The 26,534-nt window shown below is 35.2% G+C and carries 24 protein-coding genes; 14 read left to right on the top strand and 10 right to left on the bottom strand.

The window, feature by feature from the left end; translation table 11 throughout:
- Positions 1-51: 51 nt before the first annotated feature.
- Positions 52-384 carry a MerR family transcriptional regulator gene (locus tag IWX80_RS02615; RefSeq protein WP_091165014.1) on the bottom strand — a complete coding sequence of 111 codons (333 nt, stop codon included), beginning with the start codon at positions 382-384 and terminating at the stop codon, positions 52-54.
- A gap of 89 nt (positions 385-473) precedes the next feature.
- Positions 474-1,451, bottom strand: a complete 978-nt coding sequence (locus IWX80_RS02610) for a M23 family metallopeptidase (RefSeq protein ID WP_196852049.1) — start codon at positions 1,449-1,451, stop codon at positions 474-476.
- A 319-nt stretch (positions 1,452-1,770) separates the two neighbouring features.
- On the opposite strand from IWX80_RS02610, the gene alaS reads away from it, so the two are divergent.
- From alaS to IWX80_RS02585, 5 genes are all read left to right on the top strand, one after another.
- Positions 1,771-4,407, top strand: a complete 2,637-nt coding sequence (alaS, locus tag IWX80_RS02605; protein WP_196852048.1) for an alanine--tRNA ligase — start codon at positions 1,771-1,773, stop codon at positions 4,405-4,407.
- Between the two features lie 230 nt (positions 4,408-4,637).
- Positions 4,638-5,417, top strand: coding sequence for a hypothetical protein (locus IWX80_RS02600; protein WP_196852047.1), 780 nt, complete (start codon positions 4,638-4,640; stop codon positions 5,415-5,417).
- Between the two features lie 135 nt (positions 5,418-5,552).
- Positions 5,553-6,410: a hypothetical protein gene (locus tag IWX80_RS02595; protein WP_196852046.1), complete on the top strand. Its 858-nt coding sequence runs from the start codon at positions 5,553-5,555 to the stop codon at positions 6,408-6,410.
- 134 nt (positions 6,411-6,544) lie between these two features.
- Positions 6,545-7,495, top strand: coding sequence for a GSCFA domain-containing protein (locus tag IWX80_RS02590; protein WP_196852045.1), 951 nt, complete (start codon positions 6,545-6,547; stop codon positions 7,493-7,495).
- Positions 7,496-7,497: 2 nt separating this feature from the next.
- On the top strand, positions 7,498-8,118 hold the full coding sequence (locus IWX80_RS02585; protein ID WP_196852044.1) for a DUF4230 domain-containing protein: 621 nt from the start codon (positions 7,498-7,500) through the stop codon (positions 8,116-8,118).
- 71 nt (positions 8,119-8,189) lie between these two features.
- Here IWX80_RS02585 and IWX80_RS02580 read toward each other — a convergent pair whose 3' ends face one another.
- From IWX80_RS02580 to IWX80_RS02550, 7 genes are all read right to left on the bottom strand, one after another.
- Entirely contained in the window at positions 8,190-9,947 is a 1,758-nt protein-coding gene (locus IWX80_RS02580; protein WP_196852043.1) for an aromatic amino acid hydroxylase, read from the bottom strand.
- Between the two features lie 323 nt (positions 9,948-10,270).
- Positions 10,271-10,750, bottom strand: coding sequence for a hypothetical protein (locus tag IWX80_RS02575; protein WP_196852042.1), 480 nt, complete (start codon positions 10,748-10,750; stop codon positions 10,271-10,273).
- 120 nt (positions 10,751-10,870) lie between these two features.
- Positions 10,871-12,004 (bottom strand): esterase-like activity of phytase family protein, encoded by a 1,134-nt coding sequence (locus IWX80_RS02570; RefSeq protein ID WP_196852041.1) that lies wholly within the window; start codon positions 12,002-12,004, stop codon positions 10,871-10,873.
- Positions 12,005-12,066: 62 nt separating this feature from the next.
- Positions 12,067-12,468, bottom strand: coding sequence for a group III truncated hemoglobin (locus IWX80_RS02565; RefSeq protein WP_114754934.1), 402 nt, complete (start codon positions 12,466-12,468; stop codon positions 12,067-12,069).
- A 60-nt stretch (positions 12,469-12,528) separates the two neighbouring features.
- A complete protein-coding gene (locus IWX80_RS02560) occupies positions 12,529-13,065 on the bottom strand; it encodes a DUF4136 domain-containing protein (protein ID WP_196852040.1) in 537 nt (178 codons plus the stop codon).
- 48 nt (positions 13,066-13,113) lie between these two features.
- Positions 13,114-15,096 (bottom strand): urocanate hydratase, encoded by a 1,983-nt coding sequence (locus IWX80_RS02555; RefSeq protein ID WP_196852039.1) that lies wholly within the window; start codon positions 15,094-15,096, stop codon positions 13,114-13,116.
- Positions 15,097-15,174: 78 nt separating this feature from the next.
- The gene (locus IWX80_RS02550; RefSeq protein ID WP_167400549.1) at positions 15,175-15,351 is read right to left on the bottom strand and encodes a DUF5522 domain-containing protein; all 177 of its coding nucleotides are present in this window, start codon (positions 15,349-15,351) and stop codon (positions 15,175-15,177) included.
- A gap of 124 nt (positions 15,352-15,475) precedes the next feature.
- Between IWX80_RS02550 and IWX80_RS02545 the strand changes: the two genes are divergently transcribed.
- The 5 genes from IWX80_RS02545 to hemL all read left to right on the top strand — a co-directional run bounded on the left by IWX80_RS02545 (position 15,476) and on the right by hemL (position 21,331).
- Positions 15,476-15,814 (top strand): hypothetical protein, encoded by a 339-nt coding sequence (locus IWX80_RS02545; RefSeq protein ID WP_196852038.1) that lies wholly within the window; start codon positions 15,476-15,478, stop codon positions 15,812-15,814.
- A gap of 474 nt (positions 15,815-16,288) precedes the next feature.
- The gene (locus tag IWX80_RS02540; RefSeq protein ID WP_196852037.1) at positions 16,289-18,121 is read left to right on the top strand and encodes a T9SS type A sorting domain-containing protein; all 1,833 of its coding nucleotides are present in this window, start codon (positions 16,289-16,291) and stop codon (positions 18,119-18,121) included.
- A gap of 90 nt (positions 18,122-18,211) precedes the next feature.
- Positions 18,212-19,108 (top strand): 1-aminocyclopropane-1-carboxylate deaminase/D-cysteine desulfhydrase, encoded by an 897-nt coding sequence (locus IWX80_RS02535; protein WP_196852036.1) that lies wholly within the window; start codon positions 18,212-18,214, stop codon positions 19,106-19,108.
- Positions 19,101-20,012, top strand: a complete 912-nt coding sequence (locus IWX80_RS02530; protein WP_196852035.1) for a glucosaminidase domain-containing protein — start codon at positions 19,101-19,103, stop codon at positions 20,010-20,012. The genes IWX80_RS02535 and IWX80_RS02530 overlap by 8 nt, the downstream gene beginning before the upstream one ends.
- A 32-nt stretch (positions 20,013-20,044) precedes the next feature.
- Positions 20,045-21,331 (top strand): glutamate-1-semialdehyde 2,1-aminomutase, encoded by a 1,287-nt coding sequence (gene hemL, locus IWX80_RS02525; RefSeq protein WP_196852034.1) that lies wholly within the window; start codon positions 20,045-20,047, stop codon positions 21,329-21,331.
- A gap of 66 nt (positions 21,332-21,397) precedes the next feature.
- On the opposite strand, the gene IWX80_RS02520 is transcribed toward hemL, so the two are convergent.
- Positions 21,398-21,862 carry a hypothetical protein gene (locus tag IWX80_RS02520; RefSeq protein ID WP_196852033.1) on the bottom strand — a complete coding sequence of 155 codons (465 nt, stop codon included), beginning with the start codon at positions 21,860-21,862 and terminating at the stop codon, positions 21,398-21,400.
- Between the two features lie 232 nt (positions 21,863-22,094).
- On the opposite strand from IWX80_RS02520, the gene IWX80_RS02515 reads away from it, so the two are divergent.
- From IWX80_RS02515 to IWX80_RS02500, 4 genes are all read left to right on the top strand, one after another.
- Positions 22,095-23,909, top strand: a complete 1,815-nt coding sequence (locus IWX80_RS02515) for a hypothetical protein (RefSeq protein ID WP_196852032.1) — start codon at positions 22,095-22,097, stop codon at positions 23,907-23,909.
- A gap of 130 nt (positions 23,910-24,039) precedes the next feature.
- Positions 24,040-24,381 (top strand): hypothetical protein, encoded by a 342-nt coding sequence (locus tag IWX80_RS02510; protein WP_196852031.1) that lies wholly within the window; start codon positions 24,040-24,042, stop codon positions 24,379-24,381.
- 136 nt (positions 24,382-24,517) lie between these two features.
- Positions 24,518-25,300, top strand: a complete 783-nt coding sequence (locus IWX80_RS02505; RefSeq protein WP_196852030.1) for an MbnP family protein — start codon at positions 24,518-24,520, stop codon at positions 25,298-25,300.
- 60 nt (positions 25,301-25,360) lie between these two features.
- Entirely contained in the window at positions 25,361-26,401 is a 1,041-nt protein-coding gene (locus tag IWX80_RS02500; RefSeq protein WP_196852029.1) for a cytochrome-c peroxidase, read from the top strand.
- Positions 26,402-26,534 lie beyond the last annotated feature (133 nt).

The following is a 26,534-nucleotide window of genomic DNA, read 5'->3' as shown; positions in this document are numbered from 1 at the left end:
TGTTTATTATTTAATTGTTTAAAATTTTTAATTGGGAAGTAGTCGTGCTGACTACAATTCGTTTTTAATATTTGTTAATTGTGTTCGTATCGTTTCTAATTTTCGAATAATTTCAAACTTATCCAAAGTCTTCTTTTGTCCTTCTTTTAAATGGGTTTTGGCACCTTCCAGCGTAAAACCTCTTTCTTTGACCAAATGATAGATCAGTTGTAAATTAGTGATATCCTCAGGAGTAAACATTCGATTGCCTTTCGCATTCTTTTTTGGTTTCAGAATATCAAATTCATTGTCCCAAAAACGAATCAGCGATGCATTCACGTCAAATGCTTTGGCCACTTCGCCAATGCTGTAATATCTTTTATCTTTAGAAAGCTCAATATGCATGTTTCTTTTATTTGACTTTTAATTCTGCAACCTGTAGACTTTTTTTCTACTACACCTCATCACTTAAAACTGATCACTTTTCTGGATCATTAATCTAATGACTGATTCTCCTGGTTCGCCAGTTGTGCAATGACAACATATTCCACTGCCGAAATATTTCCGTAATAAAAATTAAGCGGATTCACCACTTTTTTATCTTTTAGCACTTCATAATGTAAATGTGGAGCTTCGGATCTTCCCGTGCTTCCCACATATCCTATAATGTCACCTCGTTTTACACGTTGTCCTGCTCGGGCTTTATATTTGCTCAAATGTGCGTATAAAGTTTCGTATCCAAATCCATGCCGAATAACAATATGATTTCCATATCCGGACGCAGTATTGTCTGCTTTTGCTACCACTCCGTCACCCGTGGCATAAATGGGCGTTCCTGTTTTTGCTGTAAAATCCATTCCTTCATGCATTTTCCTCGCTTTTGTAAAAGGATCCGTTCGATAACCAAAACCGGAGGCCATTTGTTTTAAATTTTCATTTCGTACTGGCTGAATGGCAGGAATAGCTGACAAAAAATCACTTTTGGCTTCTGCCAATTTCAAAATCACATCCAATGATTTGGACTGAACCGCTAATTCCTTGCTAAGGACATTAATTCTTTTCGTGGTATTAATAACCAATTGTGAATTGTCATATCCTTCTAATAATTGGTATCTGTTTTTTCCCGGTAATCCTGCTTTCCGAATAGAATCTGGAATTGCCGATTTGTTAAAATACACCCGATACAAATTATTATCTCGATTTTCAATAGCTTCAACAACGCCGTTTATCTGATCCATTTTTTTGTTCAGTAGCGCATAATTCAATCTCAAATTTTCAATTTCACGCGCTTGCAAACGATCTTTTGGCGTTTCAAAATAAGGAGTATTCAATAAAACGATAAAACTTAAAAAACCAAACAACGCCGATGCCAATAAAAACAGCATAATAACACCAAATTTTATTCTTTTTCGTGTTTTTATTTTTCTATAGGCTAGATTTTCGGAATCGTAATAATATTTTACTTTCGACATATTTTAAAATACCCTATTTTTGCACACTGTAAAAGGTTAGACGAACAAATTTAAGAAATGTTTCATTTGTTACACCCTTTTTTCAGGAATAAATAAAATAATGTGCCTATTCCAGCTATTCGTTGCAAGTTCTCGTTTATAAATCTTTTTTTCTAATGAGCCAGCAGGAGCTTCCTCCGTTCGCTCTGCTTCCTCAAGAAAAAATAGACGTATAAATCTCGAAGCTTTTCACTTTTATCTGGGGCAAAAAATGAATAGTAAAAGATGTAGTTTCAGGGATAATTAACTTTAAACCTTAAACTTTAAACTAAAATTAATAATGAAATCACAAGACGTACGTAAACAATTTCTGGATTTTTTCGCATCAAAAGGGCACTTAATCGTTCCATCGGCACCCATAGTTCTTAAGGATGATCCAACACTGATGTTCAACAACTCAGGAATGGCGCAGTTCAAAGAATATTTTCTGGGGAACGGAACTCCAAAAAGTACCAGAATTGCCGATACACAAAAATGTCTTCGTGTTTCAGGAAAACATAATGATCTTGAAGATGTAGGTTTTGATACCTACCACCACACCATGTTTGAAATGTTGGGAAATTGGTCTTTTGGAGATTATTTCAAAAAAGAAGCTATCAACTGGGCTTGGCAACTTTTAATAGAAGTGTATAAAATACCAAAGGAAAACTTATACGTTTCCGTTTTCGAAGGAAATGCGGATGAAAACGTACCTTTCGATCAGGAAGCTTGGGATATTTGGAAAGAATTAATTGACGAAGACAGAATCATTCTTGGAAACAAGAAAGACAACTTTTGGGAAATGGGCGACCAGGGACCTTGCGGACCGTGTTCAGAAATTCACGTTGATTTACGTTCTGCAGAGGAAAAAGCTTTAGTTTCAGGAAAAAGTTTAGTAAACAATGACCATCCGCAAGTTGTGGAAATTTGGAATAATGTATTTATGGAATTTAACCGTAAAGCTGATGGTTCTTTAGAAAAACTGCCTGCGAAACACGTTGATACCGGAATGGGATTTGAGCGTTTGTGTATGGCATTGCAAGGAAAAACTTCGAATTATGACACCGATGTTTTTACTCCACTTATTGAAAAAGTAGAACAAATTACAGGATTAAAATACACTTCAAACGAAGTTTTAAATATTAGCGAAGAGCAAAACAAAACCAATATTGCTATTCGTGTAGTGGTCGATCACGTTCGTGCGGTGGCTTTTGCTATTGCCGACGGACAATTACCATCAAACACTGGTGCTGGTTATGTAATTCGTAGAATTTTGCGTCGCGCAATTCGTTACGGATTTACGTTCTTGAACACCAAAGAACCTTTCATCAATCAATTGGTTGCTGTTTTGGCCAATCAAATGGGGGAATTTTTCCCAGAAATCAAATCGCAACAACAATTGGTTACAAATGTGATTCGTGAAGAAGAAGCTTCTTTCTTGAGAACATTAGACCAAGGATTACAATTATTAGAAAATGTAGTTGCTGAAACTAAAGGTTCAATTGTTTCTGGAACAAAAGCATTTGAATTGTACGATACTTTCGGATTTCCAATTGACTTAACGGCATTAATTCTTAGAGAAAAAGGATTCGAATTGGACGAGGCTGGTTTTAACGCTGCGATGCAAGAACAAAAAGCGCGTTCCCGCGCTGCATCAGAAGTTTCTACCGAAGATTGGTCGGTATTGATTCCTGGAAATGTAGAAACATTTGTAGGATACGATCAATCAGAAAGTGACGTAAAAATAACTCGCATCCGTAAGGTTGACAGTAAAAAAGACGGAGTTTTATACCAAATCGTTTTAGACAATACGCCATTCTATCCAGAAGGTGGAGGTCAAGTGGGTGATAAAGGAACATTGGTTTCTGCAAATGAAACTATCGAAATCATCGACACCAAAAAAGAAAATAACTTGATTTTGCATTTTGCAAAAAAATTACCGGAAAATGTAAACGCTGGTTTTGTGGCCAAAGTAAATCAGGATTTGAGAAGCTTGTCTTCCAGAAATCACTCGGCGACTCACTTGATGCATCAAGCCTTGAGAAGTATTTTAGGAACACATGTGGAACAAAAAGGATCCTTGGTAAATCCAAACTATTTGCGTTTTGACTTTTCTCATTTTGCTAAAATGACGGAAACTGAATTGCAACAAGTGGAAGATTTTGTAAACGCAAGGATTCAAGAACAATTGCCATTAATAGAAGGAAGAAACATTCCTTTTGCACAAGCAGTTCAAGAAGGAGCAATGGCGCTTTTTGGAGAGAAATATGGCGATGAGGTCCGTGCCATTAAATTTGGCGAAAGCATGGAGTTATGCGGTGGAATCCACGTAAAAAACACAGCTGAAATCTGGCATTTCAAAATCGTTTCTGAAGGAGCGGTTGCTGCTGGAATTCGTCGTATTGAAGCCATTACAAGTGATGCGGTAAAAGCACATTTTGCTTCGTATGAAAATATATTAAATGAAGTAAAATCAGCATTGAAAAATCCTCAGGATATTTTGAAAGCCGTTCATTCGATGCAAGAAGAAAATGCCAAATTAGCGAAACAAATTGAGACTTTGGTAAAAGATAAAGTGAAAAACATGAAAGCGAGTTTAATTGCTGATATTCAGGAAATAAACGGTGTTCAATTCTTAGCTAAACAGGTCGATTTGAATCCAGAAGGAGCAAAAGATCTTGCTTATGAATTAGGAAATTTAGGTAATAATTTATTTTTAGTTTTGGCTACAGCCGACGAAGAAAAACCAATGTTAACTTGTTATGTTTCTAAAGAATTAGTCGCGGAGAAAAACCTAAATGCTGGACAAGTAGTTCGTGAATTGGGTAAATTTATTCAAGGTGGCGGCGGCGGACAACCGTTTTTTGCGACAGCAGGCGGGAAGAATGTAGCAGGAATTCAGGAAGCTTTGGAAAAAGCAATTGAGTTTGTAAAGTAGAAAAAGTTTATTTTTTTGATAGAAACCCTTTTAGGACATAAGTTCTAAAAGGGTTTTTTTTGCCAAAAACCTTGTCTTTGTATCTTTATCTTCCATTGGAATTCGCTTCAAAAGGAGTAGTTCAACAGAAATATAAGGATTATAACGATGAATTTTTCAGTAAAAATTCTATTTAGCTAAGTTTGCAGACTTTTGTGCCAAAATTAAATGGTAGAAGCGATTGATTTATTATGAAAAATAAAATAGTTCTACTTTTATTCTTTTCGTTTTTTGTGTATACACTTACCTCGTGTACAAATGATACAGAAGAGAGTTTCAAATTACTTACAAAAGTTGTGGAAACAACTAATAAAGGCACTTCACAAACTTATTTATATGCCTATAATGGGAACCAGATAGTGAGTATTGATGGAAGTCAGGACCGCACAGACTTTACATACGCGGATGGTTTGATTTCTAAAATGGTCACACTTAATAAAACAAATCAGCTTCGTGAAACTACTGAATACAGTTATCTCAAAGGTAAATTAGTGAGAGTTCTTTCTTTAGGTAATTATAAAATAAATTTCATTCATAATCTGGACAAAACAGTTTCTTATGAAAGATTCACATTAGATTCAGGGAATGAGGAAATTAAAGAATATCACGGAATATTGTACTTGGATAATGAAAATTTGATAAAAGAAGAGAGAACCTACGACAATACGCCTGCTGGAGTTGACTCAAAATATAGCGTTAGTTTTGATTATGACACTAAGAAAAATCCATTATTTAACGTTTTGGGATTCAGAGAATTATTAAATATAAACGATAAAATTTCGAAAAATAATACCGTAATCAGTACTGTAATTACAAGTGTTTCAAAAGAGGACCAAATAACATCATCTGCTTATTTATACAAAAACTCATTTACATACGATTTAGATAATTACCCTACTGAACGGGTTTCCGAAAATACTGTTGCTACTAATGGAAATGTTGGTTATTTGAAAACAGAGTATTTCTACTAACGTAACAAATATTTACATATAAAACAAGATGTATGTCAAAACTCAAATATCTTAGGAACAAGATATTTGAGTTTTTTTATGCAATTAATAGTGTTAAATTATTTTTTTATCGCTTTATTTATTAAAAATTATAACATGAAAAAAATAAATTTAATTTTAGGTGTTTTGATGTTAGTTTTATCATCTTGTTCAAGCGATAGTGGTGAAACTGATACACCTGCAACTCCATCAACTGTACTCGTTAAGAAAATTGTTGAATTAGATAAGGATGGAAAAGAAATCAGCACGACTGATTTTGTTTACAATGGAAATAAAATTGTTAGTGAAGTTACTGCAAAAAAAGATTTTTCGGTAGTCGGAAATATAGGCTTTTTGTATCAATACAAAACCGAATACACCTACAGTGGTAATTTAATTACTAGTATAAAAGTAAAAAACATTTTTGGTAATCAAGATAAGCTCGTTCTTAAAACAGATTTTTTGTACAACAGTAGCGAAGAAATAATTTCTTCGACCAGAGAACAATATTTTGATACGTTTAATGGTGTTTTGAGATTGGTTTATAATAAATTAGATGCTAATACGGTTAGTTGTAAAATGTATTCCAGTGATTCTAGAGATAATATAGAAACTCAAATATGGGAAGGTAAATTTTCTTTTGATACAAATAAAAATCTTGTTAAGTCAGAGTCTTTGGATGCTAGTTTTCTTTTTGGCAGTTTTGAATATGATATGAAATCGAACCCCAAGAAAGATGTTTTAGGTTTAAATAAAATTATGTTTCAAGAGATTGCTCCTCTTTATAATGCTTCCACATTACGATACCATTTGAATAGGTTTAATAACATTCTGAAATCTAATATTTCAGGCTCTTTTCCTAGATACAATCAATATACTTATAGTGCTAATGGATATCCAAGTGAGATGAAAGAGTTTTATATTTATAATGGAAACAATATCCATGATGTAACTTTTAAATACTTTTACGAATAAGGATTTAAGATTATAGGTTTAAGAAACCCTTTCAGTGTTTTAAACTCTGAAAGGGTTTTTTTATACCAATGAAAAAAGAACTAAACCTCATTTTATTCGCTAAAATTATTGAAATTTGTAGTAAATTATAAACAATGCAATTCAGAACCCAAATCCCCATTTCTAAAAGTAATTATCCCATAGACTATAATTCGAAAATTATGTCTTTAGGCTCTTGTTTTGCAGTAAATATGGCGGAGAAACTGGACTATTTTAAATTTCAAAATACCTGTAATCCATTTGGTATTTTATTCCATCCGTTGGCGATTGAAAAACTTATAGATTTTGCTGTATCCCAAAAGCAATTTACAGAAAAAGATATTTTTTTTCATAATGAACGTTGGCATTTTTTTGATGTGCATTCGGATTTGAGTAGTTCAAATAAAGAGGATTTATTAACATCCTTGAATGCCCTAATCAAATCAACTAACCAACAAATAACTGAATCAACGCATATCATTATCACGTATGGCACTTCGTGGGTATATCGAAATATAGAAAGCGATTCTATTGTGGCGAACTGCCATAAAGTGCCACAAAAGCAGTTTAAGAAAGAGTTGCTTTCTGTTGAAGAAATAGAAAAAAGTATAGCAAATACGCTGGAATTAATTGATGCTGTAAACCCTGATTGCGCTATTATTTTTACGGTTTCACCGGTACGACACATCAAAGATGGTTTTGTCGAAAACCAATGGAGCAAGGCCAATATAATTAGTGCGCTTCATGGGACTTTTGACTTTCGACTTTCGACTATAAATTACTTTCCTTCATACGAAATCATGATGGATGAACTTCGTGATTACCGCTTCTATACTGAAGATATGTTACATCCTAATCAAGTGGCAATCGATTATATTTGGAAACGTTTTAAAGAAACTAGAATTTCTGAAACTGCCTTTGCTACGATGGATGAAGTGGAGAATGTCCAAAAAAGTCTTTCGCACAAGCCTTTTAATCCGATTTCTGAAAGTCATTTAAAGTTTCAGTCCAAAGTCAGAGAAAAAATCACTAAATTGGAAAATCAATATTCATTTATGAAATTTTAATTATGCTTAGAAGAATACTTATTGCAATAGCAGTTATCGGAGGAATATTTTTATTGTTCAAATATTGCGATTTTAAGAAAAACGATGATGAAGACATCACGTACAACACAAATCTCATTCAGCAACAAATCCTAAACGTAGGTAAATTGGTCGTTACCGAAGGTCATTTCTCTGAAGTGATAACCTATAAAAATCAGCAAAAATATTTGTTGGATATGCTCTCTTTCGAGAAAAAAGCTTTGGTTGTTGTCAATGCCGATGTAACTGTTGCGTATGATTTGCACAAAATGAAATACGATATCGATGAGGTAAATAAAACCATCACGATTGTAAGCATTCCAAAAGAGGAAATAAAAATCAGCCCTGATATCCAGTTTTATGATGTCGAACAAAGTAAATTGAATCCGTTTACGGGTGATGATTACAATAAAATCAACAAATCAGTAAAAGCGAATTTGGCTAAGAAAATTGAGAAGTCAACCTTGAAAACAAATGCTCAAAATCGATTAATCAGCGAGTTGTCTAAACTATTAATCACAACGAGTCAGTTGGGTTGGACTTTAAAATACGAAGGAAAAGTTATCGAAACCGAGAAAGATTTCGGACAAAAAATAAAATTGTAATTAAAACATGAACCGCAAATTCGCAAATTATTAGAGTTTTCTAAAATTTGTGAATTTGCGGTTCCTTTTTTTTAAGCTTTCTCCTTGTCGAAAATCAAATCCAAACCACCGGTAATTAAATGTGCTACTTCGGGTCTTTTTACTTTCAATTGATCCAGATAAACCATTATTTCCTGCAATAATTGCGGTTCTTTTCGGTCATTCAGAAGCTCGGTAATTTCAACAGCTAACAACCAATCGTTTGGATGAATGGTTCGTAATTTATCAAAAATTGGAGCTAATGAAGTTTCGGTATCCTTCGTTTCTCTTATGTTCCGAATTGTTTGGTATAAAACCTCTAAATCATCACGTTCTGCGGTATGTTTCGCCTTAATGGTTTTGCTTGTTGGTACATGCGAAATCAAATCAAAGCTATTCACATCAGCAGGGCCAGAAAAAGCAGAAATCACTTTTTTACCAACTGCCATATCATAAATTCCCCATTCTGGTTGAAACAAGATCTTTTCTCCGTGCGTTACAGTACAATTTTTAAAGCGAATCAGAATAATTTCTCCCTGTAAGTTTCTGGAACCTGTTATAATTTCGCCTTCTACAGTGATACCACCTTCAAATTCTAGTTTTACCGTTTTAGATTCCAGAATATCATAGGCATTCAAGTCTTTTGGACTCATGTCTTCAATGGCAAGATTGATGCCTTCCAGTTTTCCTATTGGACTTCCAAAACCCTCGGGATGTGTCAAAGTTCCATGACCTACTAATTCTTTTTCTCTGTAAGCCAAAGCCGTTTTTCCAGTAGTTTGTATGTAAATTGGCTTACCTTCATGTTCAATTACGGAACTAAAAATACCCGAAATTTGTAAACCAGTACTCAATTCAATTGTTCCAAGCGCATTCGAATCAATTAATTTTTCTATTCCCGATAAACCGCCTGTTCTAAGTGCCATTTTATTCGCAAACTCTTCTAAAACTAAGCTTAAATAAGCAAAATCCGGAGTTACGTACAGTTGTGGTTGCAGTTTTGTAATGTCAAAACTCTGGTTGGCTGCCGATATATCATAAGGAATTTTTTTTACCTCATTGGTCATACAATGCGCACTTTCGCCAATTGATGACAACAAACCGGCGCCATATATTTTAGGATTTTCTACAGTTCCAATCAATCCGTACTCAACAGTCCACCAATGCAGGTTTCTGATTTGCGCCATTTCAGATAATTCACCCATGTTATTTTGCAAATCCTCGACCGCTTTTTCAGCAGCATCAATAGTGGCTTGGGGAGTATCTTCGGCTTCTTTCACAATCGAAAGCAAACGGATGGCTTCGTACATTTGATAATCCTTATCCGAAGAAATCGCTTTACAGCCTATTTCGCCAAAACGGCGCAAATATTCCGCATATTCCGGATTGGCAATAATGGGAGCGTGACCGGCACCTTCGTGAATAATATCCGGTGCAGGCGTATATTCAATATGTTCGAGTTGGCGAATGTCAGAAGCAATTACAAGCACATTATAGGCCTGAAATTCCATAAAAGCATTCGGCGGAATAAATCCGTCCACTGCAACTGCAGCCCAGCCTATTTCGGTCAAAATACGGTTCATGCCGTACATACTCGGGATATTGTCAATCTCTATTCCGGTTTTTTTCAACCCTTGGAGGTAGGAACTATGTGCTACTTTTGATAAATAATCTACATTTTTGCGCATCACATAACGCCAAACCGCTTGGTTTATGGGCGTGTAATCACTATAATCCTGAGGCTTAATGAATTGTTTTAAGTGCTTTGGCAATCGGTCTAATAACGGATTGCTTTCTATAGTTGAGTTCATATCGAAAACGTTGTAGTTCTACTGCAAAAGTACGAATTTCAGGAGCTATTTCCCGCTTTTCATTGCAAGTTTTTGCAAACCCGTTTATTTTTCAAAAGTTCATAAAAGAGCTTCCTTTGGTCGCTTTTTATAAACAAGAAAAATCAAAACGGCTTTCGCAAAAAGCTTTTCATTGTAATCGGGGTTAGGGGAGTTGGGGTTTAATTTGAGATTAGATAATTCAACATAATTCAGTTGCGTTCAGTCATTGCGAGGAACGAAGTAATCTCATCAATACATTCCACTTACAAATTCTGCTCAGTTCGTCACACTCTCGTTTAAGCTTATAAAAATTTTAAAGCTGTCAGTACAACAATAGAAATTGCTATGAAAATCCAGTTTTTTATGGTTGGGCTGTATTTCCGTTTGAATTCTATATTATTTAATGCGAATACAATAGCTATAAATACAACTGTAATTATTCCTATAATAAATATAGAAATTAAATCTAACTCATTAGGTTTGCTTTGGTTTAATCGATAGGAGTTAATAATCAATGTTATTGTAAGCATAATCCAAGTTATAACACTCATCACCCAGCCTTTCGATAGGTTTTTGATTAAAAGTATTGCTGATGAAATAGCAATAAGTGATAGAATTACTACAGTTATATTTTTTCTGACAGCCATTTGAACAATGCTCTGATGGTCCATTAATGGATTTTTCCACAAAAAAGTATAATATTGATTACAAGTTAAAGAGACAAAAAACAATATTAAAATACCGAGGCAAATCTGAATTCCAGATAGGATAATTTCAAACATTCTCCAATTATGTTTCATTGACTTCCGCTAAATTAAACATTGTGTATTCTCATTTTTGTTGGTACTGATTATGTTCTTTGGCGAACTGGATAGAGGATTGATAGCTATTTTTTGGATTTACTACTTCACCAACTCAAACATCAAAACCTGCGTTTTCTGCTTATCAGAAAAATTATTATCCGAAACAAAAATGATGGATGGATTGCCATTTGCCAATTTTGGTCCAAAAGTAAGTCCTTCAATATTATCTATAAAAATCCCCAAATCATCCATGTTAAGGGCCAGTTTTTTAGAAGCCAATTCTAATTTTTGGTTTTGTAAAGAAGCGTAATTTTTCACATTAGTTGCCTTTTTTAAATCACACAAAAATACTTTTACCGTGCAGGCTTGTGTTCCGGTCGAGTAGGAACGTTCAATTACCAACAACTGATTTTTACCATAATACTGAATTGCCGAAACGCCATTTACTCCAAAAGCTCCTTTCGGATTGGGCTCAAGCGCAATAGGTTCCAGTTGATAACCGTACTGAGCGGTATTCTTTTTTGTTTTGGCATCAAATTGATAAAATCTGATCAAACCTCCTTTACTGGTATTGGCTTGGTCGCCGTCTTCAAAAAGGGGTTCTTCAATGTTGGTATAGATATTTTTATACTTTTTGTCAAAAGTAATTCCTTCTAAAGTCCCGTTGTTTCTCGGGCCTTTTTCTAGTTTTTTCATTTTTAAATTTTCAGGTAAGGTAACATTGCCAAGAAATTCACCTTTTAAATCCATGAAATTCAAAGAAGGATTTTGTAAAACTTCTTTATCGGCAGTAATCACTCGCGCGCCTTCGCTGCTCCAAATTAAAGAATTCGTTTTTGGATTGTATCGCATATCTTCCGGATCGGCTGAAGTGGTTGGACTGGTATTCCAATTGCCATAACTTTTTCCGGTTTGATCTTTCAAATAAGTTACGTTTTGAAAAGCAAAACTTTTTATCTTGTCTTCGGACAAATTAATCTTTGCTGTATAAAATCTAGAATCGTTAAACACAGATCTATCGTCACATATTAGGTAATACAAATCGTTTTTTGCATCATAATCTATTCCGGATAATCCGCCCACTTTTGTATTCTGAAACATTTCATCAAAAGGAATTTCAATTGAACTGACTAATTTTAAACTGGGAGTTGATTTACTATCAACGGTTTGTTTTAAATTGGAACAAGAAAATAGAAAAGCTGGAAATACTGCAAGAAATAATAATTTATGCATAAAGGAATGTGTTGCTGTTTGCAAAAAGGAACTGATTTTGGATTAAAAAAACACTTTAGAAACTATGAATTGTTCGTTTGATTTTTTTCAAGATTGCGGAAATAATCAATTTTGTAATTGAACATTTCTGCCATGTTTTTAGCGCGGTATTTCGCTTCATCGGCTAATGGCCCTGCAAATAAACTATCGGTAGTTTGTGTGAAAATTTCCATCCAGCGGTCAAAATGTTCTTTGGCAACCGGTAACTGTTTGTGCGGCGGAAATGGACTTCCGGAATACGAATGTACTTCGAGTAAAATAGTTTGCCAAAAGCGATACATTTTTTCCAGATGTTCTGGCCAGCGATTGCCTATTTTTTCATTGAATATGGGTCCAATAAATTCGTCTTTTTGAACTTTAGAATAAAAAGTATCAACCAGTAATTTGATATCGTCGAATGTAGTAATGTCGGTTTGTGGTGTCATGATTTGGTATAAAAAAAGCCTACGCAAAGGTAGACTTTTATGATTGATTCTGATGGGAAACTATTTTGCTTTAGGTGGAAATTGCTCTAAAATTTTGGCTACAAATTCGTTGATTCGTTTTTCTTTTTCACTACGATTTTCAGTCAAATAACCAACGCCTTCTCCTTGCCAAACCAATTCTTTTTTCTTAGCATCAATTAAATCGATGTATAATGTTCCTTCTGTTGATGAGGAAACAAAAGTGCTGCGGCCTCCCCATAAATAAGGATTCCATCCCCATCCCCAACCGTAACCCCAACCGGCGTTGTATTGGTTTACGTCAATTCGTTCTCTTTCTTTGGTAAGTATATTGATAAGCAAATCTGGATTTTCACTTTTGGTCATCCCTTTTAAGCTTAATTCTCGATCTATTGCATTGAGTATTCTTTTTTTATCCAATTCTGAAATCTCAACTTTATCGATACCTTTTTTATGAAAAGCGTATGTTTTATATTGACTAAAATCTACCTTGTTATCATAATCGGAATATACTTTTACGGAACTGCAAGAGGCAGCTAGGAAAAGTAAAAGTACTGGGAGGAGTTTAATTGCTTTCATGGCTTGATTATTAGATTACTAAATGTTATTAAAGATACGTTCAAATTTTTAAAAATCCAACAAATTGTCGGCTACTATATTAGGGATGGTGACTTTCAACAAAGGTTGCGTCTCCATGGCTCTTTTGATGGCAAATAATGCGCCTTCATTTCTAGCCCAGCTTCTTCGGGAAATCCCATTGTTGACATCCCAGAAAAGCATTGATGCTAACCGTTTTGACGCTTCTTTTGAACCATCAAGAACCATACCAAATCCACCGTTAATTACCTCACCCCAACCAACTCCTCCGCCATTATGAATGGATACCCATGTGGCGCCACGAAAGCTATCTCCAATAACGTTTTGTATCGCCATATCTGCTGTAAAACGGGAGCCGTCATAAATATTTGAAGTTTCTCTGTACGGCGAATCAGTGCCGGAAACATCATGGTGATCGCGACCCAAAACGACTGTTCCTATTTCGCCTTTTGCAATAGCCTGATTAAAAGCTTCCGCAATTTTTACGCGACCTTCTGCATCAGCATAAAGAATTCGAGCTTGAGAACCCACAACCAATTTATTTTCCTGAGCGCCTTTTATCCAATGAATATTATCCTGCATTTGTTGCTGAATTTCTTCGGGAGCTGTTTTTGCCATTTCTTCGAGAACTTGGCAAGCAATTAGATCTGTTTTGGCTAAATCTTCCGATTTTCCCGAAGCACAAACCCATCGGAAAGGGCCAAAACCATAATCAAAACACATGGGTCCCATAATATCCTGTACATAACTTGGATACCTGAAATCGATGTGGTTTTCCGCCATGATATCAGCACCGGCGCGGGAAGCTTCCAGTAAGAAAGCATTTCCGTAGTCAAAGAAATACGTTCCTTTGGCAGTATGTTTATTGATAGCAGTGGTGTGTCTGCGTAATGTTTCCTGAACTTTTATTTTAAATAAATCAGGATTATTAGCCATCATTTCATTGGCTTCTTCAAAGGAAAGATCAGCTGGATAATAACCACCCGCCCAAGGATTATGGAGCGAAGTCTGATCAGAGCCTAAATCGATATGGATGTTTTCTTCGTCAAATTTTTCCCAAACATCAACCACGTTTCCAAGATATCCGATGGAAACAATTTCATTATTGGCTTGGGCCAAAGCGACTCTTCTCACGAGTTCCTCCACGTCTTCTACCACTTCATTGATCCATCCTTGACTGTGGCGAATGTGTGTTATTTTTGGGTTTACTTCGGCACAAACCGTGATGCAACCGGCAATGTTTCCGGCCTTTGGTTGTGCGCCAGACATTCCGCCTAAACCGGAAGTTACGAATAAGCCGCCTTTTGGACTGCATTTTATTTTACGAAAACCGTTCAAAACGGTAATGGTTGTTCCGTGTACAATACCTTGCGGACCAATGTACATGTAACTTCCTGCTGTCATTTGTCCGTATTGAGAAACGCCCAATGCATTCATTTTTTCCCAATCGTCCGGTTTAGAATAATTAGGGATGACCATTCCGTTAGTGACAACAACTCGTGGTGCTTCTTTATGGGAAGGGAATAATCCCATCGGGTGACCGGAATACATAGTTAATGTTTGCTCGTCGGTCATTTCCGATAAGTATTGCATCGTCAATAAATACTGTGCCCAGTTTTGGAAAACGGCTCCATTCCCACCATAGGTAATTAACTCATGCGGATGTTGTGCAACGGCATAATCCAAGTTGTTTTGAATCATCAGCATAATCGCTTTTGCCTGTTCGCATTTTCCAGGATATTCAGCAATTGGTCGCGCATACATTTTATAATCCGGACGCAAACGGTACATGTAAATACGGCCGTAGGTTTCCAGTTCTTCCGAGAATTCTTTGATTAATTCGGCGTGATGTTGCGGTTCAAAATAACGTAAGGCATTGCATAAAGCCAGTTTTTTTTCTTCTATCGAAAGTATTTCTTTGCGCTTTGGTGCGTGATTTATATCTGTTTCGTATGGTTTTGGTTTTGGTAAAACCGAAGGAATCCCCTGTTGTATTTGTTCTTGAAAAGTCATGTTTTAGATGTGTATTGTGTTGTTGTAAATGCGCATTTATCCAATTAATGAAACTGAATAATACGGCTTTAACACTGCTTACTTTTTATTACTTCCTGTTTTTTTATCAAAACCATAAGGACAATGACGGCAACCACTTTTACAGCAATATCCTCGTTTTAAATGGTGTTTTTCGGTAAAACATTTATATCCTTCCGGTGTGTAATAGAAATCTTCCCCTTCTATCAATTTATTTTCATTACTTTGGTCAATCATATTTGGGAATGTTCTATTGTAAAATTCATTTAGTTTTTATGATTCATCAACGTCAACTCAAACGATTGAGTTTTTCATTAAATAGAACCATTTTATCATTACAAATTTATAAATTTTATAGCGAATGTTTCTGATTGTTGCTAAATATTTAATTCCAAAAGGATTCCGTGGATTGACACTATTTCCTTTTGTATTGGTAAAATTCCCTAAAGACAAACAAAATATAATTTTAGTCAATCACGAAAAAATCCATCTTCGCCAACAGCTAGAGTTATTAATTCTTCCTTTTTTTATTTGGTATTTGATGGAATATCTTATTCGCTTGGTTCAGTATCAAAATGCAAATTTGGCTTATAGAAATATCAGTTTCGAGCGAGAAGCGTATTCGAATGAATCAAATTTAGACTATTTAAAAAACCGATCTATTTTTCAATTTTGTAACTACTTGTTTTTGAAAAAATAGCTTTTGCATACAAAAGAAATTTTGTCTTGGAAGATTCTAATTTTTTCTTTTAATCAAAAAAAAAGCTTTTCTAAGCGCTAGATTTTATTCTTTTTTAAAAGACAATCACTTCAAATTTAAAGCACTTTTTTTACAAAAAATCACTGTTTAACAATTAGGATTATTTCCTTCTGTTTTTAAATTTAATTATGTAAGAAATTGTATATTTTAAATACAAAAAGATGTATTTAAACGATTATTTGTACTTTTTATCGGTATTTATGCGGTTTGCTAATGTGTTTTTTTCGTAGATTTAACCCATAAAAGCAATTATGCGATTGGTTTCATTGAAAATGGGAAGAAAAAGGCTTAAAAACTATAAAAAATTACATCTAATAGATTCATAGTAAGTTTTTTAAATGCTTTATGATAATTGGAAAAATATAGGATTAATAAATAAAATATTGGTTACAAATTAATTTAAATCAACCGCTTATGAACTCAAAAATACTAAAAAAAATACTGCTAGTTGTGACTGGTTTTTTAATTCAGAGCAATGTAAATGCACAAATGTATGTAAGTCCAAACACTTACGTTTTTGCCAGTAATGAAGTTGTTTTTATAAAACAACAATTGGAGTTAAATGCGGCAACCAGCAATTTTTATCTAAGGGAAAATGCGCAGTTGTTGCAGGGTTCAACTTCAGCTGGTGCAAATAAAGGTCTGGGAAGTTTGTCTGTTTTTCAAGAAGGGAACACTAATAATTTTCAATATGACTATTGGTGTTCTCCAGTGGGAGGAAATATTGCTGTGGCTGGAAATTCTCCTTTTGGAGTGACTCAACTTAAGGATGTGAGTGGTTTAGTAACTTTTAATGAACCTGCGATATTGCCAATGAATAATTATAACGGTTCGGCAAGTCCATTAGCGATAGCACCGTTTTGGATTAATAAATTAACAGTTTCATCACAATATTCAAGTTGGATTCAGGTAGGATCTAATTCTAGTTTGAATGCTGGAGAAGGATTCACAATGAAAGGCACATCAGGAACAAATGGATTTACAATAAACGGAGTTCAAAATAATCCCGGAAGTAAGCAACGATATGATTTTAGAGGAAAACCAAATGATGGAACAATAAGTATTCCTGTTGCAATTGAGCAATTTACATTGACAGGGAATCCGTATCCATCAGCAATCGATTTATCTGCTTTTTTAATTGAACAAACAAATTGTAGCGGAATAGCTTATTTTTGGGAGCAGGATAAAACTGTGAATTCGCATTATATAGCGGATTATAAAGGAGGTTATGCTACTTTTGCCCCTGGTAATTTGGGAAGCACAGGAGTTTATGTTCCTGCCACTTTTTATTCGTATGATGGTTCAGGAAATGAAGGCAGTGCAGGTGCAACTGGAGGAACTTATGAAAGACGTTTTTCACCGATTGGTCAGGGCTTTCTAATTGATGGCATCGCAAACGGTTTTGTAGAGATGAAAAACAGTTACCGAATGTTTGTCAAGGAGCCAGTAAGCAGTCCTGCACCTGAAAAAATGATAAAATCTACCAAAACAAGAAACAATACTGGTTTCATGGAGCCGGTGCAAGCGGTATCGGGATTTGACTACACAACAGTAAGTTTAGCACCTACGCCACAAATAAAATTCAATACGTTGATGAATAATCAAGGGGTGCGTCAATTGGCTTTGGCGTTGATTCCTGAAGCAACTGATGGGATTGATCGTGCGATGGACGCGATGTCTTCAAGTGACAGCACTCCGGCTGATGTTTACTTTGTTCTAGATGGCGCAGATTTTGTGATTAATGCTGTAAATTTTGACATTGATAAAAAAATCCCAATTGGTTTTAGAAATGCAAAAGCAGCCAATTACAAAATTACGGTTCAGGAAATGATTAATTTCACGGCTGCCAACACCGTTTATTTACACGATAAAGTAAGGGATTTATATTATGATATTACAAATGACTTTCATGAATTAGAATTGCCGGCAGGAGAAAATAATACTCAGTTTGAAATAACTTTTAAAACGAACAGCACTTTAGGAGTAGAGGAAACAGCCAAGCAAAGTTTTGTGATTTTTCAAAATAATTCAACAAAAAATTTGACAATCGATAATCCTTTATTGATGGATCTTGAGACTTGTGGTTTATACGATGTAGCGGGTAAATTGATTTTTGTTAAACAAGATTTAGGGGTTGATGCCTCGTATAAATTTTCAACTTCCGGTTTAGGAGATGGAATATACATTGTAAAATTGAGTACCAAAGACAAATTGGTTGTTGGTAAAAAAGTGATTATTAAAAACTAGAATTTATTAAAAAAAGCACCAAAAATGCAATCTGTAGAGGTTGCATTTTTTATTATAGATTAATTTTACCTTTGTAAAAAATAAAATGGTTTGAATCAAAAGGTACTAACATCATTTCCGAACGCTATTTCTGTCCAAATCAAAAGGGAAGATTTAATACATCCTTTTGTTTCGGGAAACAAATTCAGAAAGCTAAAATACAATTTGCTTCAGGCGAAAACAGAAAATCACGATACGCTGTTGACTTTCGGCGGTGCTTTTTCGAATCATATTGCCGCAGTGGCTTTTGCAGGAAAAGAGAATGGATTTAAAACCATAGGAATTATTCGCGGAGATGAATTGGCAGGTAAAGTTACTGAGAATCCCACGTTGTCATTCGCTCAAAATTGCGGCATGCAACTAGAATTTATATCTCGGGAAGAATACCGATTAAAAAGTGAAGTGTCTTTTATTGAAAATTTAAAACAAAACGTCGGTAGTTTTTATCTGATTCCAGAAGGCGGGACAAATGATTTAGCAATCAAAGGTTGTCAGGAAATACTAACTCCGGAAGATGCTGATTTTGATTATATTTGTTGTTCAATAGGCACTGGCGGAACTATTTCGGGAATCATTAACAGTGTTTTACCGCACCAAAAAGTTTTAGGATTTCCTGCTTTAAAAGGTGATTTTTTAAAAGAGGAAATTTGTAATTTTGTCCAAAATGAGAATTGGGAGTTACTAACGGACTATCATTTTGGTGGATACGGAAAAGTAAATGAAGCATTAATCGAGTTCATCAATCAGTTTTATACTGAAAATCAAATTCCTTTAGACCCTATTTATACGGGAAAGATGGTTTTTGGCGTTATAGATTTGATACAAAAGAATTATTTTCCTGCCGAATCAAAAATTTTGCTCATTCATACGGGTGGAATTCAGGGAATTCAGGGAATGAATATTAAATTAAAAAACAAACAATTACCAACAATAGATATCAATGTTTAAAAAAATCCTACTAATTTTTATAATACTGACTTTGATAGGTTGTAATGCCACAAAGCCGGTTATTGTAACAACCAAAAAAGCACCTTTAAAATCAAAATCAGAAGTTGTAAGAACCGTTAAAAAAACGAATCCAGTAAGCAGTAACAGCACAAAACCCATCATTTCAAAACCCACAAGACCAGAACAAAAAAAGAACGAAACAGAAACAATTGTTTCTACCTCAAGAACTGTTGTCACTAATGATATTGTCAGAGTTTATATTTCTCAATATAAAGATGTTGCCATGGGAAATATGAGGAATTATGGCATTCCTGCAAGTATTATTTTGGCACAAGGAATTTTAGAATCAGGTGCAGGAAGAGGAGATTTAGCCTTAAATGCCAATAATCATTTTGGGATAAAATGCCACGAAGGTTGGACTGGTGAGAGTGTAAAACACGATGATGATTCAGCACAAGAATGTTTCCGTAAGTATGATAATCCATCGCAATCATTCAAGGATCATGCTTTGTTCCTGACCGGAAGAAGCAGGTATGCTAAGCTTTTCGGTTTTTCCAAAGATGATTACAAAGCGTGGGCAAGAGGATTAAGAGCTGCGGGTTATGCTACAGATCCAAAATATCCGGATAAACTAATTTCATACATTGAACGTTACAATTTGGATCAATATGACAATCAGGTTTTAGATGTCAATTATGTTTCGAATGAAAAACAGCTTGTGGAGGAATTAAAGCTGGAACACAGAAATATAGCCAGTAACGGTTTGGCTTCCTATGTTGTTCAAAAAGGAGATACATTATATTCTATTTCGAAAAAATTCGAATTAAAGGTAGAAGATTTAAAACAAAAGAATAATCTTTCGGACAATACACTTTCTATTGGACAGAAATTGGTAGTAAAATAACTTAAAAAATAACGATAATTCATAATTCATAAATGTTATATAAAAGAAGTAGTCAGCTTTTTGCTGAAGCAGAAAAAGTAATACCAGGAGGTGTAAACTCACCAGTAAGAGCATTTAAAGCAGTAGGAGGAACTCCAATTTTTGTCAAAAGTGCCAAAGGTGCTTACTTGTACGATGAAGATGGAAACCGTTTGATTGACTATATCAATTCTTGGGGACCAATGATTTTAGGACACGCTTACGAGCCGGTAGTACAAGCCGTGATTGAGAAAGCGAAGTTAGGAACTTCATTTGGAATGCCAACAGAATTAGAAACGCAAATTGCAGCTTTGGCTGTTTCCATGGTTCCAAATATTGATAAAATTAGATTTGTAAATTCCGGTACCGAAGCTTGTATGAGTGCTGTACGACTGGCTCGCGGGTTTGCCAAAAGAGATAAAATAATAAAATTTGCAGGTTGTTACCACGGTCATTCAGATTCGTTTTTAATCCAAGCGGGAAGTGGAGCCATTACTTTTGGTTCACCAAACAGCCCTGGAGTTACGGCAGGAACAGCCAAAGATACTTTGCTTGCAAAATACAATGATTTAGAAAATGTATCTACTTTAATAGAAGCCAATAAAAATGAAATTGCTGCCATAATTGTGGAACCTGTTGCGGGGAATATGGGTTGTATTCCGCCCAATAAAGGCTTTCTAGAAGGCTTACGCCAATTATGTACTGATAATGGAATTCTGTTGATTTTTGATGAGGTAATGACTGGTTTCAGGCTTGCTGCTGGCGGTGTTCAGGAATTGCTTAACATAACGGCTGATATTGTTTGTTTTGGGAAAGTAATCGGTGGAGGATTGCCTGTTGGTGCTTTTGCCGCTCGCGAAGAAATCATGAATTATCTGGCTCCGTTAGGGCCCGTTTATCAGGCAGGAACATTGTCAGGAAATCCATTAGCAATGGCCGCAGGATTAGCGATGTTACAGGCTTTAGATAGTGATCGTGCTATTTTTCAAAGATTAGAAGAAAAAACAGCATATTTGGCTGCAGGAATTGATAAAGTGCTGAAAGCAAACAATGTCACATTTACAATCAACACTATTGGCTCAATGATTTCGGTTCATTTTGACGCAGCTCCGGTTGTTGATTTTAAAACCGCTGCAAATGGCGATAACGAAACGTTCAAGAAATTTTTCCACGGATTGTTGCAGGAAGGAATTTATATTGCACCATCCGCTTACGAAACGTGGTTTATTACTGATGCTTTAACCTATGAGGATCTCGATTTTACCATTCGAGCGATAGATAAAGTTTCGAAAACATTTTAAACGAAAAAAAGACCCAAATTTGGGTCTTTTTTTATGAACTAAGATGAAATAGTTTAAGTAAATGGATTATTTTTTATCACCCATTTTTGCTGGTTTTCTATTTTGATGGTATGCCATTCTTTTTTTCATTCCATTGTGTCTTTTTCCTTTCATGTCATCCCATTTTTTATATTGGTCTGCTGAAAGAATTTTTTTCATTCTGTCTTTCATCACAATTTGTTCGTCTAACATTTGGCTTTTTTTAGCAAAACGTTCGTCAGTGGTAAGTTGTTTTTTAGCCGAATCTTTGTTTGCTTTCCATTCCGCCATTCGGGCTTCTCTTTTATTAGTTTGTTCTGCAATGATTTTACTCATTTCTTTTTGTTGAGAAGCATTCAAATCTAATTCTAGAGTCATCTTTTTCAAGTGCAATTGATTTCTTTGCTCTGGAGTCATTTGCTCCATTTTGGCTCTTTCCGGTCTTGCTTTTCTTTCTTGTGCAAAGCTTGTCATTCCGACAACTAATAATGCAACGATAAATAATTTTTTCATTTGTATTGTTTTAAGTTTTATAGATATAAGATAGGAATAGACCTGAAAAGTTTAATCGTTAACAAAAGATTATCATTTTGTTTCAAAAATCGCCGTAGTTTTTTAAGTGTAATTATTTTTCGCAGAAACAGCAACAAAGTCATTCTTACATTAGCGAAAGCATGATATTTATCAGTTTTTATACGGTTTTGTTTCTCGATTTTTGTGGTTTATTTATTTAAATCATTTTAACATGACAACACGTAAACCACTACATACTTTTCATATTCCCGTTATGGGACTTGCTTATACAATTGATAGTCCGATACGAGTAGCAAAGTATGGAATTTCGTCCGTGATTTCAATTATGGATGATGAACTTATCGAAAAAATGAATGCTTTTTATAGCAAGAAATTCGATTTGCCGTATCAGGAAATTACCCAAAAAATACATGATTACCGCGCAGAACGCATTACTTCTTATCTGAATTTGGTAGACAAAATCGTGAAGGAAAAATTCGAAAACTTCAAAACGGAATTATCCGAAAGCAAATCAGCTTTGGAAAATTACATCGCGATGCTACCCAACAAATCAGCCATTAAAGCAGGCCTGCAAAACTTGATGGAAGACGGTTTCGCTTTCAAAGAAAACATCAAAAATTATCTGGAGAAAAACCTTTATCCGGGTGATATTGATATCAATATTATGACCAAATTGGATAAGGATAATTTTATCAAAGAGGAACAATTACCCATTATTTTTAATGACGCACATGCTGCGCTACGTGGGTTTGTGAACAGTACATTAGAGTCTTCGGTCGTTTTATCGGCGGGGATGAATCCAAGATTATACAGCTATTTCGAAAGTTTTTCGGCTTTCTTTCCAGATGCGAATAATGCATTGAAAAAGAAAATTACGTTGAAAGTAAGTGACTTTCGCTCGGCGATGATTCAAGGGAATTTTTTGGCTAAAAAAGGACTTTGGGTATCTGAATATCGAATCGAATCCGGACTGAATTGCGGCGGACACGCTTTTGCAACCGAAGGCTATTTGTTGGGACCAATTCTTGAAGAATTCAAACAGAAAAAAGAGCAATTGATTCAATCCGCTCATGAGTTGATGGTGAAAGCATTGGGACAAAAAGAAATGCATGTTCCAGAACAGCCTTTGGATTTAAAAATTACGGTTCAAGGTGGCGTAGGAACTGCTGAAGAGCACGATTTTCTATTGGATCATTATGAAGTGGATTCTGTGGGTTGGGGTTCGCCTTTTTTATTGGTTCCTGAAGCCACATCGGTAGATGAGCACACCAGAGATTTATTGGCTGGAGCCAAAGAAGATGATCTTTATTTAAGTCATATTTCGCCGTTGGGAATTCCTTTCAATACGTTGCGAGGAACGACGAATGAAAAATTGAAATTGAAACGAATTGAGGAAAGCAAAGCGGGAAGTTCGTGTCCAAAACGATTTTTGGCGCTAAGCAAAGAATACGATGCTAAAGGAATTTGTACGTCTTCCAAGAAATATCAAGATTTAAAGCTGGAAGAATTACTGCTTCAAAAAGATATTTTAACTGCTGAAATTTTCGAAAAAAAGAAAAACAGTATTACGGAGAAAGCCTGTCTTTGTGTGGGTTTAGCAAATGCTTCGTATCTTGAAAATGACATTAAGATAAAAGGGCAGGCGCAAGGCGTAATCATTTGTCCGGGGCCCAACATGGCATATTTTGATAAAGAAGTTTCACTTTCTAAAATGGTGCAGCACATTTATGGAAACGCATCTGTATTGACGGTTACTAATCGACCAAATCTATTTGTCAAAGAGTTAAAAATGTATTTGGATTATCTGAAAAATGAAATCTCAGCGGTTACTGAAGAAATAACATTGGGACAAATTAAAAAATGGAATTCGTTCAAAAATAATTTGCTCTCAGGAATCGGATATTATGAGCATTTATTTGCAGCAACTCCTTTTTTCGAAAGCACCAAAAATGAGATTTTCAGTCAGTTTAATTCGTATAAACTGGAATTAAACGAGATTGAAATCCCCGAATTAAAATTGGCGTAAAGCATTCAAGTATTTGGTTTTGAATAGAGTGATTTTATTTATGATTATTCTATTCAAAACTATTTTTTATCAAACAATCATTTAGTAATTTTGCACGGTGAAAAAAATCATATTTATAATTGTATTGATCATGCTTATAAAACCCGTTCTTCCGGTTTTAGAGTATATCGTGAATTATGAATACATTTCAAAAGTACTTTGTATCAATAAGGACAAACCTAAAATGCAATGTAACGGAAAATGTCATTTGATGAAAGAATTAGCCAAAGCTTCTGAGGCTGAAAAGCCTCTTTCTTCCGATAAAAAAGTAACTGCTCCTATACTTGATGTAATCATTTTTGAGGAAATCAAATCTTTCGAAATTGCAACAGTTTTTTTTGATACCAAAGAAAAAATAAACCCGCATTATTCTAATTTATATGCTCGCTTGAATAGTGCTTCTGTTTTTCACCCACCCACTTTCATTTCATAAATTTTTTAAGCATGTAGTATGCTTTATTTCTTCCGTTCTAAACAACGGATGAAAATTTGTTTGCTTTTTTTGGAAATAATAATCCAAATATGGCATGCGAAACAGTACTTATATTCAAAATAAAAAACTTTAAGAAATGAAATTTCAATTAAAAAATATACTAGCTGTAATGGCTATCTCAGTTACCTTGTTTTCTTGCTCTAATGATGATGATAATGAAATGATTACCGGAAACGGAAATTTAAAATTAGAATTTGACAACGTGTATAAATCGGCTAATTTTGCTTTCAATACGAACTATACCAATTCGAATGCTGAGGTTGTAGCGGTTTCAAAAGTGAAGTACATTGTGAGTAATATTGTCTTGACAAAAGAGGATGGAACTACATTTACGTACCCAAAAAGTCAAAGCTATTTTATTGTAGATGAAGCTACGCCTGCAACATTAGTATTGAATCTTTCAAACATTCCTGCTGGAAATTACACTAAAGTAAAATACGGAATTGGAGTAGATAAAACGCAGTGGGAAGCAGGAGCAACGGGTCAAGGAGATTTCTTGGCAACAGCCCAAACTGCCGGAATGATGTGGTCTTGGAGTGCAGGTTATAAGTTTGTGGCTTTCGAAGGTACTTTTACAGCTCCTACGGTGACAACGGCAAAAGAGTTTAAAGTACATACCGGACAAACTGGAGCCGATTATAATTATGCTGAAGTTACTTTGAGTTTTCCTGAAAATGCTTTGGTACGAACTACAATTACGCCTCAGGTGCACATCATGACTGATTTGTCTCAAGTTATAGATGGAACTAATAAAATCAATCTTACGGATGCGGCAACCGTTATGGGTGGTGCTAAACTGGCTTTGGTTACTACTAACGTTTCTTCTATGTTCAAAATAGATCACGTTCACAACGATTAATTTTTTAATCAAAAAGCGGTTGGAAATTAAATCTCCGACCGCTTTTTAAAAAAATATAAAATGAAAGCAAAATATATCATATTGCTCATTTTTCCGTTGCTGTGGTCTTGTTCTACTGATGAAAGCGAAGACTATCAGGACGTTCCTTTGAACTTTCAGGTTCCTGCAAATTTCCCGCCTTTGGCATACAATCTGGCGAATAATCCACCCACCGAAAAAGGATTTGAACTTGGTAAAAAACTTTTTTATGACGGCCGATTGGCCTCGGATGGGATTGTTTCCTGCGGATTTTGTCACATTCAGGAAGATGCATTTACGCATCACGGCCATACTTTGAGTCATGGAGTAGATGACGCCATAGGAACGCGAAATACACCACCAATCCAGAATTTGGCTTATCAAACCACTTTTATGTATGATGGTGCAGCATCACATTTAGACCTGCAACCTATTATTCCGTTCACGAGTCCCATAGAAATGAATGGCGATTTTGCAAAAGCGATTGCTATGATGAAAGGTGATTCCGAGTACCAAAAGCTATTCAAAGTTGCTTTTAAGGATGGACAAATAAATTCCGAAAACATGCTCAAAGCCTTGGGACAATTTATGGTTATGGTGACGTCCTCGAATTCCCGTTTCGATAAGTACCGTCGCAATGAATCCGGTGGAACACTTACGCAAGACGAGAAGGACGGTTATGCCATTTTCAACCAAAAATGTTCCAGTTGTCACGCCACAGATTTGTTTACGGACAATTCTTTTAGAAACAATGGCTTGCCTATTGATCCCGCGTACAATGATATTGGTCGTTTTCGCGTGACGGAGTTGCCTCAGGATAAGTACAAATTCAAAGTGCCAAGTCTTAGAAACATAGAAAAAACAGCGCCTTACATGCACGATGGACGCTTATTTACATTAGAAGCCGTTATGGATCATTACAATTCCGGTATAGTGAATTCAGCTACTTTAGACCCAATTTTGAATAAAAACGGATCACTCGGAATCCCTTTGACAGCAACAGAAAAATCAAAAATTATTGCTTTTCTAAAAACATTGACAGACACGCAATACCTAACAGACAAGCGCTTTTCTGAATATTAATTTTAGAAGCTATTTCCTGCTGTACACTGCAAGTCCTCGCTACAAAAGCCGTTTTTCTATGTCCTGAAAAGAGCTTCCTCCAGTCGCTTTTTCAGGACAAGAAAAACAAGCTTTTTCCGCTGTGGGCTTTCCG

The sequence above is a fragment of the Flavobacterium sp. CAN_S2 genome (genome assembly GCF_015752255.1).
Lineage (GTDB): Bacteria > Bacteroidota > Bacteroidia > Flavobacteriales > Flavobacteriaceae > Flavobacterium.
This window is presented reverse-complemented; position numbering and strand designations above follow the sequence as displayed.

Excerpts from the sequence above, each read along its gene's own strand:
- IWX80_RS02615 (WP_091165014.1), bottom strand. The coding sequence starts at position 384 with ATGCATATTGAGCTTTCTAAAGATAAAAGATATTACAGCATTGGCGAA.
- IWX80_RS02610 (WP_196852049.1), bottom strand. The coding sequence starts at position 1,451 with ATGTCGAAAGTAAAATATTATTACGATTCCGAAAATCTAGCCTATAGA.
- alaS (WP_196852048.1), top strand. The coding sequence starts at position 1,771 with ATGAAATCACAAGACGTACGTAAACAATTTCTGGATTTTTTCGCATCA.
- IWX80_RS02600 (WP_196852047.1), top strand. The coding sequence starts at position 4,638 with ATGAAAAATAAAATAGTTCTACTTTTATTCTTTTCGTTTTTTGTGTAT.
- IWX80_RS02595 (WP_196852046.1), top strand. The coding sequence starts at position 5,553 with ATGAAAAAAATAAATTTAATTTTAGGTGTTTTGATGTTAGTTTTATCA.
- IWX80_RS02590 (WP_196852045.1), top strand. The coding sequence starts at position 6,545 with ATGCAATTCAGAACCCAAATCCCCATTTCTAAAAGTAATTATCCCATA.
- IWX80_RS02585 (WP_196852044.1), top strand. The coding sequence starts at position 7,498 with ATGCTTAGAAGAATACTTATTGCAATAGCAGTTATCGGAGGAATATTT.
- IWX80_RS02580 (WP_196852043.1), bottom strand. The coding sequence starts at position 9,947 with ATGAACTCAACTATAGAAAGCAATCCGTTATTAGACCGATTGCCAAAG.
- IWX80_RS02575 (WP_196852042.1), bottom strand. The coding sequence starts at position 10,750 with ATGTTTGAAATTATCCTATCTGGAATTCAGATTTGCCTCGGTATTTTA.
- IWX80_RS02570 (WP_196852041.1), bottom strand. The coding sequence starts at position 12,004 with ATGCATAAATTATTATTTCTTGCAGTATTTCCAGCTTTTCTATTTTCT.
- IWX80_RS02565 (WP_114754934.1), bottom strand. The coding sequence starts at position 12,468 with ATGACACCACAAACCGACATTACTACATTCGACGATATCAAATTACTG.
- IWX80_RS02560 (WP_196852040.1), bottom strand. The coding sequence starts at position 13,065 with ATGAAAGCAATTAAACTCCTCCCAGTACTTTTACTTTTCCTAGCTGCC.
- IWX80_RS02555 (WP_196852039.1), bottom strand. The coding sequence starts at position 15,096 with ATGACTTTTCAAGAACAAATACAACAGGGGATTCCTTCGGTTTTACCA.
- IWX80_RS02550 (WP_167400549.1), bottom strand. The coding sequence starts at position 15,351 with ATGATTGACCAAAGTAATGAAAATAAATTGATAGAAGGGGAAGATTTC.
- IWX80_RS02545 (WP_196852038.1), top strand. The coding sequence starts at position 15,476 with ATGTTTCTGATTGTTGCTAAATATTTAATTCCAAAAGGATTCCGTGGA.
- IWX80_RS02540 (WP_196852037.1), top strand. The coding sequence starts at position 16,289 with ATGAACTCAAAAATACTAAAAAAAATACTGCTAGTTGTGACTGGTTTT.
- IWX80_RS02530 (WP_196852035.1), top strand. The coding sequence starts at position 19,101 with ATGTTTAAAAAAATCCTACTAATTTTTATAATACTGACTTTGATAGGT.
- hemL (WP_196852034.1), top strand. The coding sequence starts at position 20,045 with ATGTTATATAAAAGAAGTAGTCAGCTTTTTGCTGAAGCAGAAAAAGTA.
- IWX80_RS02520 (WP_196852033.1), bottom strand. The coding sequence starts at position 21,862 with ATGAAAAAATTATTTATCGTTGCATTATTAGTTGTCGGAATGACAAGC.
- IWX80_RS02515 (WP_196852032.1), top strand. The coding sequence starts at position 22,095 with ATGACAACACGTAAACCACTACATACTTTTCATATTCCCGTTATGGGA.
- IWX80_RS02510 (WP_196852031.1), top strand. The coding sequence starts at position 24,040 with ATGCTTATAAAACCCGTTCTTCCGGTTTTAGAGTATATCGTGAATTAT.
- IWX80_RS02505 (WP_196852030.1), top strand. The coding sequence starts at position 24,518 with ATGAAATTTCAATTAAAAAATATACTAGCTGTAATGGCTATCTCAGTT.
- IWX80_RS02500 (WP_196852029.1), top strand. The coding sequence starts at position 25,361 with ATGAAAGCAAAATATATCATATTGCTCATTTTTCCGTTGCTGTGGTCT.